11 protein-coding genes are annotated in these 12,220 nt (G+C 71.7%); 7 read left to right on the top strand and 4 right to left on the bottom strand.

What is annotated here, in order from left to right; translation table 11 throughout:
• Positions 1 to 1,735: 1,735 nt before the first annotated feature.
• From JAO81_RS43300 to JAO81_RS00130, 4 genes are read left to right on the top strand one after another with little or no spacing between them, the layout of a single operon-like run.
• Positions 1,736 to 4,066 carry a hypothetical protein gene (locus JAO81_RS43300; protein ID WP_199545627.1) on the top strand — a complete coding sequence of 777 codons (2,331 nt, stop codon included), beginning with the start codon at positions 1,736 to 1,738 and terminating at the stop codon, positions 4,064 to 4,066.
• A 53-nt stretch (positions 4,067 to 4,119) separates the two neighbouring features.
• A complete protein-coding gene (locus JAO81_RS00140) occupies positions 4,120 to 4,791 on the top strand; it encodes a hypothetical protein (RefSeq protein ID WP_199545626.1) in 672 nt (223 codons plus the stop codon).
• Positions 4,792 to 4,836: 45 nt separating this feature from the next.
• The gene (locus tag JAO81_RS00135; protein ID WP_199545625.1) at positions 4,837 to 5,334 is read left to right on the top strand and encodes a nitroreductase family deazaflavin-dependent oxidoreductase; all 498 of its coding nucleotides are present in this window, start codon (positions 4,837 to 4,839) and stop codon (positions 5,332 to 5,334) included.
• A gap of 10 nt (positions 5,335 to 5,344) precedes the next feature.
• Positions 5,345 to 6,139, top strand: a complete 795-nt coding sequence (locus JAO81_RS00130; RefSeq protein ID WP_199545624.1) for a methyltransferase domain-containing protein — start codon at positions 5,345 to 5,347, stop codon at positions 6,137 to 6,139.
• 61 nt (positions 6,140 to 6,200) lie between these two features.
• Here JAO81_RS00130 and JAO81_RS00125 read toward each other — a convergent pair whose 3' ends face one another.
• Positions 6,201 to 7,001, bottom strand: a complete 801-nt coding sequence (locus JAO81_RS00125; RefSeq protein ID WP_199545623.1) for an MBL fold metallo-hydrolase — start codon at positions 6,999 to 7,001, stop codon at positions 6,201 to 6,203.
• 93 nt (positions 7,002 to 7,094) lie between these two features.
• Here JAO81_RS00125 and JAO81_RS00120 point away from each other — a divergent pair, with 93 nt between their 5' ends.
• Positions 7,095 to 7,610, top strand: a complete 516-nt coding sequence (locus JAO81_RS00120) for a DinB family protein (RefSeq protein WP_199545622.1) — start codon at positions 7,095 to 7,097, stop codon at positions 7,608 to 7,610.
• A gap of 40 nt (positions 7,611 to 7,650) precedes the next feature.
• On the opposite strand, the gene JAO81_RS00115 is transcribed toward JAO81_RS00120, so the two are convergent.
• The 3 genes from JAO81_RS00115 to JAO81_RS00105 form a co-directional block, all read right to left on the bottom strand.
• Positions 7,651 to 8,568 carry an endonuclease domain-containing protein gene (locus tag JAO81_RS00115; RefSeq protein ID WP_199545621.1) on the bottom strand — a complete coding sequence of 306 codons (918 nt, stop codon included), beginning with the start codon at positions 8,566 to 8,568 and terminating at the stop codon, positions 7,651 to 7,653.
• A gap of 967 nt (positions 8,569 to 9,535) precedes the next feature.
• Positions 9,536 to 9,955 carry a hypothetical protein gene (locus JAO81_RS00110; RefSeq protein WP_199545620.1) on the bottom strand — a complete coding sequence of 140 codons (420 nt, stop codon included), beginning with the start codon at positions 9,953 to 9,955 and terminating at the stop codon, positions 9,536 to 9,538.
• A gap of 201 nt (positions 9,956 to 10,156) precedes the next feature.
• On the bottom strand, positions 10,157 to 10,642 hold the full coding sequence (locus JAO81_RS00105) for an ATP-binding protein (RefSeq protein ID WP_199545619.1): 486 nt from the start codon (positions 10,640 to 10,642) through the stop codon (positions 10,157 to 10,159).
• Between the two features lie 229 nt (positions 10,643 to 10,871).
• Here JAO81_RS00105 and JAO81_RS00100 point away from each other — a divergent pair, with 229 nt between their 5' ends.
• Both JAO81_RS00100 and JAO81_RS00095 read left to right on the top strand, forming a co-directional pair.
• Complete coding sequence (locus JAO81_RS00100) at positions 10,872 to 11,723, top strand: helix-turn-helix transcriptional regulator (RefSeq protein WP_199545618.1); 852 nt, start codon at positions 10,872 to 10,874, stop codon at positions 11,721 to 11,723.
• An 11-nt stretch (positions 11,724 to 11,734) separates the two neighbouring features.
• Positions 11,735 to 11,926 carry a hypothetical protein gene (locus tag JAO81_RS00095; protein WP_199545617.1) on the top strand — a complete coding sequence of 64 codons (192 nt, stop codon included), beginning with the start codon at positions 11,735 to 11,737 and terminating at the stop codon, positions 11,924 to 11,926.
• Positions 11,927 to 12,220: the final 294 nt, after the last annotated feature.

Raw genomic sequence — 12,220 nt, 5'->3', positions numbered from 1 at the left:
TCCTTTCCCCCACCCCGCCCCTTCCCGAAACCGGGGCTGCGCCCCGGGGTGCGGCTGGGCTCCCGCCCGGGTGCGGTGCGGCCCGGAGGTAGCAGAGGGCGCAGCCCCCGCCTTGGGTACGGCTGCAGTTGGGGCGCCCACCGGGGTGGCAGAGGGCTGAGCCTCCGCCTTGGGTACGGCTGCGGTTGGGGCGCACACCGGAGATGGCAGAGGCGGAGTGTCCGCCGTGGGCGCGGCTGCGGTTGGGGCCCTCCCCGGAGGTGGCAAGGGGCGAAGCCCGTCTTGGGTGCGGCTGCGGTTGGGGGCGCACCGGAGGTGACAGAGGGCGGAGCCCCCGCCGTGGGTGCGGCTGCAGTTGGGGCGTGCGTCGGGGGTGCAGGGGGCGGAGGGGGGGGGGGGGGGGGGGGGGGGGGGGGGGGGGGGGGGGGGCCCCCCCCCCATGGGCCCGCTACAGGTGGTGCATGTGCGGGCTCCCTTCTCCCCCACCCCGCCCCTTCCCGGAACCGGGGCTGCGCCCCGAACCCCGCATCCGAACTTCGTTCGGATCTGCTCAAGCGCCGCAGGGGCTGAAAGATCGCCTCAAACGCCGGCGGGGCTGGGTTGGCCCGAGCGGGCTGCGGAGCTCGCCTGCGCCGGAACGGCCGGGTGGGCGGGGCAGCTGGGGAACGGCTGGCTCAGCCGGGCAGCCTGCGGGACTCGCGTGCGGCGGAACAGCCGGGCGAGCGGGGGCAGCCGGGAACGGCTGCGTCAGCCGAGCGAGCGGCGTGGCTCGCGTGCGGCTGAACGGTCAGGGCAGCCGGGTGGACACGGCAGCCGGAAACGGTTGGTTCAGCCGAGCGGGCGGGAGCAGCCGGGTGGGCGGCACGGCTCGAGTGCGCTGGAGCGGCCGGGACGCCGGGTGGACGCGGCAGCGGGGAACGGTTGGCTAAGCCGAGCGGGGCGCGGGGCTCGCGTGCGGCGGAACGGCCCGTTGGGCGGGGCAGGCAGGAACGGCTGGGGCAGCCGGGCGAGAGCTGCGGGACTCGCATGCGGCGGAACGGTCGACCAGGCGGGGCAGCCGGGAACAGTTGGCTCAGCCGGGCAGGCTGCGGGGCTCGCGTGCGGCGGAACGGTCAGAGGACGGGGGCAGCCGGGCGAGGGCAGCGGAATTCACGTGCGGCGGAACAGCCGAGCGGCGGGGCAGCCTAGTGGGCGGCGGGGCTCACATACGCCGGAACGGCCCGGTGGGCGGGAGCAGCCGGGTGGGCGGCGGAACTCGAGTGCGCTGGAGCGGCCGGGACAGCCGGGTGGGCGGGGCAGCGGGGAACGGTTGGCTCAGCCAAGCGGGTGGCGGGACTCCCGTGCGCCGGAACGGCGCGGTGGGCGGGGGCAGCCGGGTGGCGGCGGGGCTCGCATGCGGTGGAACGGCTCGGTGGGCCGGGGCAGCCGGAAACGGTTGGGTCAGCCGAGCGGGTGCGGGGTCCGCGGGCGGCGGAACGGCTCCGTGGCTCGGGGGCAGCCGGGAACAGTCGGCTCAGCCGAGTGGGTGCGGGGTCCGCGGGCGGGGGAACGGTCCCGTGGGCTGGAGGGGGTGGGGCGGAGTTCTCGGCGGTGGGGCCGCGGAGGGGGACGGAGAGGTGCGGGCGGGGAGGGGAGAAGGGGTCCGGGGTTGGGTCTGGGGGCCCATCCGCGTTTGCGGTGGGCGTGGTTGCTTGGAGGAACTACCGCGCAGGCAGGACCAGTTGGGGGCGGGCGCATGGCCGGCACGTACTACATGACGGGGTACGACCCCGTTCCGCAGCGGCGCCCGCTTCCCCGGGCGCTCGGCGCGGCCATGGCGATCACGTACGGGCTGCTGGCCGTCGCCGTGTTCAGCGGCATCGGCGTGCTGATGGCCGCCGAGGACCTGAACGGGGTCTTCGTCGGCCTGCTGCTGTACGCGCTGATACCCGGCCTCGTCGGGACGGTCGCCGCACGGCGGGCCTGGCGCGGTCAGGGGCGGGCCCGTTGGGCGCTGATCGGCGCGCACGGCCTGTACGTGGTGCAGGCGCTCGGATCCCTGGGGCGAGGGGACGCGCAGGGCCTGACCCAGCTCGTGCTGCCCCTCACGGCCATCGTGCTGCTCAGCCGCGCGTCCACGCGTGACTGGTACGAGAGCGATCCCTACTCGCGCACCGGACGGCGCCCCTTCAGCGTCGCGCGATGGATCAAGTGGCGTACGGACGAAGGGCAGTCGATGCCCGAGTACGCGGCCCTCCTCGCCCTGATCGCCGCGATCGTCGTGGGCGTGGTCGCCCTCGGGATGAACGGCACCATCTCCAGCACCGTGTCCAGCGCGGTGTGCACCATCACCGGCGGCGGGGACTGCGGCGGAGGAGACGGCGGCGAGGGCGGAGGCGCGGACGGGGGCGCGGATGGAGGCCCGGATGGAGGCGCGGACGGGGGCACGGACGGGGGCGCGGATGGAGGCGCGGACGGGGGCACGGACGGGGGCGCGGATGGAGGCCCGGATGGAGGCGGCCCCGGCGGCGGCACAGGCGGCGGCACAGGCGGCGGCACAGGCGGCGCCCAAGGAGGGACCCAAGGCGGCAGCGGTGAGAACGGCGAGAGTGGCGGTCCCGGAGACGTCACCCCCGTGAGCAATGAAGAGGACGGCGGCGGAGACGACGACAAGGGGTTCTGGGGGCAGTTGGGCGACGTCGTCACGCAGCCCTTCAAAGCCGCCTGGGAGGACGTCAAGGGCACGTGGGACGCCGTCACCGACCCGGGCAAGTTCCTGTCCGACACCTGGAACGGGCTCAAGGACTACACCACCACCTGGTGGGACAAGAAGGCCGAGGAACTCGGCAAGCAGTGGGACGAGGGCGGCTGGAACTACCTCACGGTCCCGCTCAAGTGGATCTCCTCCCCCGAGGACTTCGTCACCGACTTCCTCATCGACTCCTTCATCGACAAGGAGTCCTTCGAGAACGGCGACTGGGGCAAGGGCCTCGGCAACACCATCTGGAACATCGGATCGGTCTTCATCCCGGGCGTGGGCGCCGCGAAGTGGCTGCAGAAGATCAACAAGCTCAACAAGGCCAACAAGCTGCGGAAGCTGGGCGATCTGGCCGGCGACGCGGCAGGCCGGGCGCGCAAGGCGCGGGAGGCCGGTGACGTCGCGGGAGCCCGCAAGGCCGCCGACGAGGCACAGCAGCACGCGGACGACGCGGCGAAGAAGGCCCGGGAGAATCCGGACGACGCCGATCTCGCCGAGGACGCGCGCACCGCGCAGGACCAGGCGCTCGCCGCACGGACCGATGCGGCGAAGGCGGCACTGCGCAAGCGCGGTTCATCGGTGTCGGACGACCAGATCGACGGCCTCGTCCAGCGGGCGCAGGACAATCCGACGGACGGCGGCATCAGCAAGAAGCAGGCCGCCGACGCGCTGAACGAGCTGTCCGACCTTGCGGGCAGGCCCAATGTCCGTCCGGACGCGGCCAGTTCACTGGAGGGCAAGGTGGCCAACGCCAAGACCGCCGACGCACTCGACCAGGCCCGCGCCGAGGTGCACGCCGTGCAGCGCGCCGCCGACGACGCCGCGCCCGGGACGCAGGTGGACGCCGGACCCGGTACGGAGGCGGGTCGGCCCGCGGACCTCGGCTCCGAACAGCTGGACCTGGACGGGATCCCCGACGCGGATGTGGCGTACAAGGCGAAGGACGGCACGTACCACGTGGTCGAGGTGAAGAACGCGGGCTCGGCCACCCGCAAGCCCGCCTTCGCCAACCAGGTGGAGCGCCTGCGGAAGTGGGCCGACAAGGCGCCGGGCCGCAAGGCGACCGTGGAGATCGACACCAATGACCGGTGGACGCAGATCTTCAGCGAGTTCAAGCCGGGCCGCGGCGGCAAGCCCGCGAAGGACTCCCGTACGGCCGCGGGCGAGATGGCGAAGAACAACGTGGACGTGTCGGTCGGCGGCAAGAAGCTGAGCGCGGGCGAGCTGGGCCGGATGCAGGACGCGATCAACGCGCGGACGCAGAACGGCACAATGGACTGGTCGAAGATGACGGACCCGGACGCGGCTCGGGAGTACCTCGGAGTGTGAGCATGGGCGGAGTGCGGTCATGAGCGGAGTGCGGCCATGGGCGGAGTGCCGTCATGAGCGGTGAGCTCGACTGGGAGCCGGGTGTGGAGCGTTGGTCGTACGACGGGGAGCACGCCCTGCCGCGCTCCTTGCGCGCACTCACCCCGCCCTGGGACCGCTGCGTCCCGGCCGAGGTGCGGTCACTTCCCCGTACGGATACGGAGGTGGCGCGGGCCCGCGCCGCTCTGGAGGGCCTGCTCGACGACCCGCCGCCGCCCGCGCCGCGCGCTCCGGCGCCCGGGCTCCTTGTCCACGCCTGGGAGTGGGCGGGTTCGGCGGTACGCGAGCGGATCCCGCACCCGGCCGACGTCACCTGGCCGCGCGTGGACGCCATCGCGGCCGAACTCCTGCCTTCCGTCCAGCCGTTGGAGGCACATGCCCTCGCTCATATCGAGGTCACGCTCCTGCACCTGATCCACGACTGGCGCGCGGATGTGGCCGACGCGGTCTGGTCCTGGCTCGCGCTCGATCCCGACCCCGCGCGGTTCGCCGGCTGGGCGGCCCCGCTCGCCGAACGCTCCGTGACCGAGGGCCTGGAAGCCGACGCGGCGATCGCCTATCTCGGTGCGGCCGCCGCGACGGACGCCCTGACACGCCTGGCCGAGAAGCCGGATGGGCCCGCAGGCTGGGACGATGCGGAAACGGCCCGCGACATGCTGGCGGAGCTCCGTACACGCGGACGATAATCGGCAACCAACTGTCCCTTTTCTCCGAATAGTTGGGATCGCCGCATGCCCTTGCCCGAGGACGCCCCCGGCACCACCCGGCAGGCACCGCCCGAGCGGCCGTCGTACATGGACTCCCGCTTCTTCAACCCGATGCTCAAGTACGCCTCCCGCACCCAGGCCGCGCTCTACCGGGCGACGGACGGCCGGATCGGCGGCACGTTCCGCGGCGAGCAGCCGGTCTGTCTGCTCACCACCCAGGGCCGCAAGTCCGGCAAGCTGCGCACGAACGCGCTGATCTATCTCCCGTACGGGGATTCGGTGGTCGTGGTCGCGTCGAAGGGCGGCGCCCCGCACCACCCGCTCTGGTACCGCAACCTCACCGCGGAGCCCAAGGTGCTCGTCCGCACCGGCGCCCACCTGCGCGTGATGCGGGCGCGGACGGCGGACAAGGCCGAGCGCGAGGAGCTGTGGCCCAAGCTGGTGGATCTGTACGAGGAGTACGCCTGGTACCAGTCCTGGACCGACCGGGAAATCCCGGTGGTGATCTGCGACCCGATCTAGCATCGGGCCCATGAACACCGCACCCCGCGATGAGCGTTCCTTCGACGAGCTGGTCCGTGAGGCCGAAGAGGCCGACGTCTCCGGCTGGGACTTCAGCTGGTTCGAAGGACGGGCCACCGAGCTGCGGCCCAGCTGGGGCTATCAGCGGCTGCTGTCCGAGCGCCTCGGCGAGGCCGGGGCGACGCTGGATCTGCAGACCGGCGGGGGTGAGGTGCTCGCGGGTGCGCTGCGGATGGCGGGGCGGCCGCCCGGGGTGAGCGCGGCGACGGAGGCGTATCCGCCGAACGTCCTGAAGGCCACGCGGCTGCTGCATCCGCTGGGGACGGCGGTGGTGGCGGCTCCCGACGAGCCGCCGTTCCCCTTCGCGGACGGGGCGTTCGACCTCGTGAGCAGCCGGCATCCGGTGAAGGCGCACTTCGCGGAGATCGCGCGGGTGCTTGCGCCCGGCGGCACGTACTTCGCCCAGCACGTGGGCCCGGCCAGCGTCTTCGAACTGGTCGAGTACTTCCTCGGCCCGCAGCCCGAGGAGGTGCGCCGCGGCCGGCACCCGGACGACGAGCGGGCCGAGGCGGAGGCGGCGGGCCTGAAGGTGGTGGACCTCCGCCTCGAGCGCCTTCGTATGGAGTTCCACGACATCGGCGCGGTCGTGCACTTCCTGCGCAAGGTGATCTGGATGGTCCCCGGGTTCACGGTCGCCGCGTATCTGCCCCAACTGCGGTCGCTGGACGAGCAGATCAGGTCCGAGGGGCCGTTCGTCGCGCACAGCACGCGGTTCCTGATCGAGGCGCGCAAGGGGCGCGACTAGCGGAAGGGGTGCGACCAGCGGAAGCCGAAAGGGTGCGCCCAGCGGAAAGGGTGCGGGGGCGTCAGGGGCCGAAGCGCCGGGCCTGCCCGGCGTGGATGTCGCCGACCCACTCCCAGCCGGGCTTCGCCGAGGGACCGAGGCGCGGGTCGTCCGGGTCACGGCCGTCACGCAGGGCGTGCAGGTACGCGCGGTCCCGCGCGATCCGTTCGCGTACCTCCCCGGCCCGGCCGACGGTCCCGTGACCGGGGACGACGGCCGTCACCTCGCCGGCCACGTCCTCGAGCAGCCGCAGCCCGGTGAGGTAGTCCTCGATCGCGTCGTCGGTGTCGTCGAGCATCGGCACGAAGACGTCCGAGAGCATGTCGCCTGCGGCGAGCACACCGGTCTCCTCGATCAACAGCGCGGCATGGCCGGGGGCGTGCGCCGGGTGCTCGATGATCCGGACGTCGGGGCCGTCCCACGGAACCTTCGCCGTTCCGGCGGGCAGCCCGGTGAGGAGTCCGAACAGGTCCAGCGGGACCTCCCCCGCCATTTCCGGCGGCAGCCCCTCGGCGACGTCCGTCTTCCAGTTCGCCTGCGCGCGCAGATCTCGCATGTACGCGGCGCCACGGGCCGTCCCGTAACGGGGTGCCGGTCCGAGCTCGTCGTGCCAGAGCACGTGGTCCCAGTCGGGGTGCGTGGAGAACCCCGCCACCACGGAGTGGTCCGCCTCGCGCAAGTCCTGTGCGAGGCAGCTCATTTCGGAGTCTGTGATCCCGGCGTCGATGAGCAGCACGCCGGTGCGGCCCCGCACGACCACCGTGTTGTTGAGGAGCAGCTCGCTCACATGGATCCGGACACCCTCTGCGACCGGCTGCAGCATCGCGTTCCCTCCGCGTGTGGTTGGCCTCGCTCCCTCGCGACGCTACCGAAATCCGGATGCCTCCGTGCCCGGTCCGGGTTAACGTCCACCCCCATGACGCTTTCTCTCGAACGCCCGCCCCTGACCCCCGACGAGCGCACCTCCCTGGTCGGATGGCTCGATCTGCAGCGGCAGATCCTGCGCTGGAAGTGCGAGGGGGTGAGCGAGGAGGACGCGGATCGCGCCGTACTGCCGTCCTCTCCGCTGACCACCATGGCGGGTCTGATCGCCCATATGCGGTGGGTGGAGCACACCTGGTTCGAGGTGCTGTTCCTCGGCGGCGACGAGAAGGCGAACCCGTCCTTCGACGAGGACCGTGAGGACGCGGACTGGGATACGAAGGGGCAGACGCTGGCCGGACTGCTCGCCGCGTACGAGACGCAGTGCGCCCGGAGCAACGAGATCGTGGCCGCCGCGTCGCTGGACGATGTGGGGCGGCACGAGGGGTACCGGTCCGGGGGCGCGAACCTTCGCTGGATGCTGACGCACATGGTCGAGGAGACCGCCCGGCACGCCGGTCACGCGGACATCGTCCGCGAACTACTCGACGGGGCGAAGGGGTATTACTGAGCGGTGCGTTGAAGGGGCGGGCAGCGAACCGCCCGCCCCTTCAGGCCGCCGCCGCCAGCGCCTCGCGGATCCGGGCGATGACCACCGCCGGCGAGGCGAACACTTGCACCGCCGTGAAGCGCAGGACGGTGTCGATCTCCGGACAGGACTGGAGTGCGTTGAAACGCCCCAGGTCACGGACGTGCGCCTCGCGGCTGCCGTGGTACGCGTAACCCTCGATCTCGACGGCCACGCGCTGTTCCCGGAAGAGGAAGTCGACGCGCACCCGGCGTCCCCGCGCTGCCGCCAGTTCCACCTGCGACTCCGGGCGCAGCCCCGCCTCGTCCATCCGCAGCCGCGCGATGGTCTCGGCCACTGATTCGCAGCGGGGATCGGCGAGGGCAAGACGGTCCTGCGCCTTGCGCCGGCCGGCGTGCGGCAGTTCGCCGGCCGCCGCGGTCAGGTGGTCGAGCCTGACCAGCGGAGGGCGCCGCGTGTCTCCCCTTCCCCGCCAGGTCAGCGCCGAGTCGACGGCGGTCAGGGCGTCGTCCAGGGAGCCGGTCCGCAGCAGGTCGGTGAGGGTGCGCAGCGGTGTGGTGACCCGCAGTCCGTCGTCGACCTCACGCGTCTCGCGCTCGGCCAGGGCGCAGCGGTGGACCTTCACGTCGGAGCGGAGTTTGCGGTTCGCTCCGCGCAGGTCGGTGAAGGCCAACTCGTCGCCGGGCGCGAACAGTTCGATGGACTGGAGCCGGGCGGCCGTGCGGTGGCTGGCGATCAGGTGAGGGGACGTCGCCTGGACGGCCCGCACCCGCATCCCCACGTCGACCTCCGCGCCGGGCACGGCCCAGGCCGCGGCCCCGAGCCGCACCCACCCCTCCTTCCGCACCCGCCCGTACACCGCACCACGGGACCAGCCCGCGGCAACGGCATCGCCCAGAAACAGCACTCCATGACGCACGATCCCCCGCAGCTCTCGCATGGCCAGATGATCGCGGGAACGGGGGGAAGGCGGGTGGGGCTGTGGATAAGCGGGGGTGGTGAGGGGCGAGGGGTGAGGGGTGGCGGGCGTAGCGGTTGGCCGGGTGGCGGGGGTAGCCGGCTGGGCGGCTGGCTGGCGGGGGTGACCGGCTGGGAGGGGTGACTGGCGGGGGTGACCGGCTGGGAGGGGTGACTGGGGGACCTATCGTCCAGTGCTTGGGCGTTTTGGGCGGGTATGGCGTGAACGTTTGGTCCCCCTATGGGGATTGGGGGGCTTGGGGGCGTTGGGGGGTGCGGGTGCGTGCGGGGTGCGGTTGGGACGTATGAAGGGTGGCTGAGGTGCGTGGGTGGTTGCGCGGACCTCGTGCGGGTTTGTTGCCATCCGTCGCGCCGTGGGGCTTCCGTTCTCCTATTGCTGTGAGAGATGGGGGAATGGGCTTTTCCGTGAGAGGTGGGAGGTGGCCGTTTCCGTGAGAGGTGGGGGCGGCCGTTTCCGTGAGCGGCGGGGAATGAGCGTTGCCGTGAGAGGCGGGGTGCTTGCCGCAAGCGTTGACCTGATGGCGGCCGATACAGCTCCCCCGTCCGCAATTGCCGGTCTTTGTGATCCCTGAGAGCAATAGGGGAACGGACGTCCGATGGCGGGACAGGTGACAGCGAACCCGCGCGAGGTCCGCGCAACCGGCCACGGGCCTCAGCCACCCTTCATACGTCTCGACCTCGGGCACGACGGTGGCGCGGCCGCCGACGCAGCCGAGGGGGGCATACGCCGCCCGGCGTCTGTGGACGTAAGCGCTCGGCGTCCGCAGACGTGACAGCGAATCCGTCCCGTGACGCGCCCGGTTGGGCGGGGCGTCTCGGGACGGATTCGGGGAGGGGAGGGGAGGGATACGGGGCGGGAGGGATACGGGGCGGGAAGGGGCGAGGTGGGGTGGGGTGGGGTCAAGTCGGCTTGCACTAGGGGGCGTTGGTCAGGCGGTGGTGAGCGCTGCCTCGATCTTGGCGAGCATTGCCGTCACGCCCGGGGTGGGGCCGCCCTTGAGGGCGTGGACGCCGGTGGCGAGGGCTACGCCGACGGCGGCGCGGAAGTTGTCGACCTCGGCCGGGCTCTTCTTCTCGAGCAGGGCGACCGCTTCGGCGAGGGCCGGGAAGACCTTGTCGGCGAGTTCGGCGACGGACTTGCCGCTCAGGTCCTTGATCTTCGACTTCTCCGCGAGGGCGTAGCCGATCGGGCCGGTGCCCGAGTACAGGGCGATCGAACCGTGCGTGGCGACCTTGTGCGGCGAACCCGACGCGGCGGCCAGCAGGGAGACGGCGCCGTAGGCGGCGGTGCGGAGGGTGGCCTTCTCGTCGACGGTGAGGGTCAGGGCGGTGGCGGTGGCGACAGACATGATGGAAGCTCCTTGGTTGGTTTTTCGTGGCCCCCTCTGGGGCCGTGACGCCACTATGGCACACGCATGGCGCCATGACGAGTCCAATCTGGCGCCTAGTTGGCGTCACGCATGGCCAGATAGCTTCTGACCTGGGGATTTCTTCGGAAAAATCTTTGGCTCGGTGGCGCCATCGTGGCGCCACCGAGTCGTCGGTACGGGTCAGAGGGTGGTCGCGTACGCCGCCGTGGTGGCGCGGGGCAGGACGGCCCAGGTGCGGGTGCCGCCGCCCGGCTCGGGGGATTCGCCGCACCCCCACGTGCCCTCGCAACACTTCACGACGCGGGCGAGGAGACGGAGGGCGGCGCGGCGGCGGGCATCCAGGGCGGCGGCGAGGCGCGGGTGCGCGGGGTGCGGTTCGCCGTCGTAGACCGTGATGCGGAGGGCGCCGGAGCGGTAGCGGAGGGAGACGTAGATCTGGGCCGCCGGGGTCAACTGGCATGCGGTGGCGGTGAGTTCACCGACCGCTTGGACCGCGGCGTCGGCGAGTTCGGGGAGGTGATGGGCGGCGAGGATGTGGCGGGTCGCGGCGCGGGCGATGGCCGGGGTGGAGAGCGCGGCGGGGAGGGTCAGGCTGTACGCGAGGCCGTCGGGCTCGGCGCCTGACTCCCCGCCGACGGTTGCGTGCGGTACGAGGGTGAGCGACATGGGGAACTCCCTGGTGCGGTGAGGGAATTGAGCCGGGTGCGGTCGGTCGCGGGTGCGCTGCGTGAGGTGGTGGCCTTATCCCTGCGGACGCCGGCGCCTGGCGGGCAGGGGTGCGCTTCCGGATTCACGGGGTGCGTTCGCGTGACCGATGCGCTACTGACTGTAAGGGTAAAGGTGACCCATGTGTCACCCTTCGGTGAAACATGGGTCCGGACGTACACTTCCGCGCATGGCGACCAGGACGTCCCCGACAGAGCGTCAGAAGCGACTAGGGGCTGAGATTCGGAAGTTGCGGGCGGCGGCGGGGCAGTCCATCGAGTTCGCCGCTGGGCTGCTCGGAGTTGACCGCAGCAACATGTCGAGCATGGAGTCCGGCGTCCGCGCGGTCAGCCCGGAGCGAGTACGCACCCTGGCCTGTAACTACGCCTGCTCCGACCAGGAGTACGTGGATGCGCTGGCCAATATGGCCGGCTACCGCAAGCGGGGCTGGTGGGAACGGTATCGGGGTCAACTGCCCGCTGGATTCATGGACATCGCGGAGATGGAGTGGCACGCGAAGCGCATGCGTAGCGCCAACTTCATCCACATGCCCGGACTGCTCCAGACCAGCGATCAGGCGCTCGCCATCTTCCGTACCGCCGTTCCCGCGTTGCCCGACCACGAGGTCGCCCTGCGTGTGGCTTACCGCCTGGAGCGGGCGAAGATACTGACCGACGGAGCCGCGCACGAGTATGTCTCGATCATCCACGAGGCCGCCCTGCGCATGCAGTTCGGCGGGCGCAAGGTGGTGCACGCACAGCTGGAGCACCTGCTCGCCATGTCCGAACGGCAGCAGGTGACACTGCGTGTGATCCCGTTCGCGGCCGGCGAGTTTCCCGGAGCCGGGCAGACAGTGTTCCACCTTGAGGGCCCAGTGCCGACACTGGACACCGTCCAGGTGGACAACGCCCACGGTCCGGAATTCCTGCACATGGAAGCCCAGTTGAACAGGTACCGGGGGCAGCTCGACTGGATGGAGCGCATCGCCCTCTCGCCCGAGGAGTCCCGCGACTTCATCCGCGCCATCGCCAACGAACTCTGAAGGGACGCCGTATGGCTGACATCACGTGGGAAGACCCGTTCTGCGCGGAGGGCTCCAGCTGCTTCCAGCTCGGAACCGACCAGCACGGCAACGGCTACATCACCCTCGCCGGCGCCGAAGAGACGTATCTCCAAGACAGCCGGGACGCCCTGCGGCAGTTGATCCTCGATATCAAGGCGGGCAAGGCGGACCACCTGCTGTAGCCGTTTGGCCACCGGCGCGGTCACGGCCAAGTACCAGGGCGTGAAGCGGTCGTTCAGGTGTACCTGGCGACAGCCGTCCTCAGCAGGCCATTCAAGGTGCGTGCAAGATCCGTGCAGGGCCGGTCCGCCATGCTCGCCTCCGCCGCCACGCGTGTGGCGGTTGTGACGGGGAGGGAACCCATGAACTTCCGTACCACGCGCGGCCGTCTGGCCGCCGCCGCGGTCGGCGCGGTGGGCGCCGGCACCCTGGCGGGCAGCGCGGCGCCCGCCCCGGCGGGGCCCCCCCGCCGGGCC

Origin of the sequence: Streptomyces sp. N35, from assembly GCF_016464295.1 — a bacterium.
In the GTDB taxonomy this organism is placed as follows: domain Bacteria; phylum Actinomycetota; class Actinomycetes; order Streptomycetales; family Streptomycetaceae; genus Streptomyces.
This window is presented reverse-complemented; position numbering and strand designations above follow the sequence as displayed.

Coding starts and splice junctions, on each gene's coding strand:
- JAO81_RS00100 (WP_199545618.1), top strand. CDS start 10,872: ATGGCGACCAGGACGTCCCCGACAGAGCGTCAGAAGCGACTAGGGGCT.
- JAO81_RS00120 (WP_199545622.1), top strand. CDS start 7,095: ATGACGCTTTCTCTCGAACGCCCGCCCCTGACCCCCGACGAGCGCACC.
- JAO81_RS00095 (WP_199545617.1), top strand. CDS start 11,735: ATGGCTGACATCACGTGGGAAGACCCGTTCTGCGCGGAGGGCTCCAGC.
- JAO81_RS00135 (WP_199545625.1), top strand. CDS start 4,837: ATGCCCTTGCCCGAGGACGCCCCCGGCACCACCCGGCAGGCACCGCCC.
- JAO81_RS00115 (WP_199545621.1), bottom strand. CDS start 8,568: ATGCGAGAGCTGCGGGGGATCGTGCGTCATGGAGTGCTGTTTCTGGGC.
- JAO81_RS00110 (WP_199545620.1), bottom strand. CDS start 9,955: ATGTCTGTCGCCACCGCCACCGCCCTGACCCTCACCGTCGACGAGAAG.
- JAO81_RS00125 (WP_199545623.1), bottom strand. CDS start 7,001: ATGCTGCAGCCGGTCGCAGAGGGTGTCCGGATCCATGTGAGCGAGCTG.
- JAO81_RS00105 (WP_199545619.1), bottom strand. CDS start 10,642: ATGTCGCTCACCCTCGTACCGCACGCAACCGTCGGCGGGGAGTCAGGC.
- JAO81_RS00130 (WP_199545624.1), top strand. CDS start 5,345: ATGAACACCGCACCCCGCGATGAGCGTTCCTTCGACGAGCTGGTCCGT.
- JAO81_RS00140 (WP_199545626.1), top strand. CDS start 4,120: ATGAGCGGTGAGCTCGACTGGGAGCCGGGTGTGGAGCGTTGGTCGTAC.
- JAO81_RS43300 (WP_199545627.1), top strand. CDS start 1,736: ATGGCCGGCACGTACTACATGACGGGGTACGACCCCGTTCCGCAGCGG.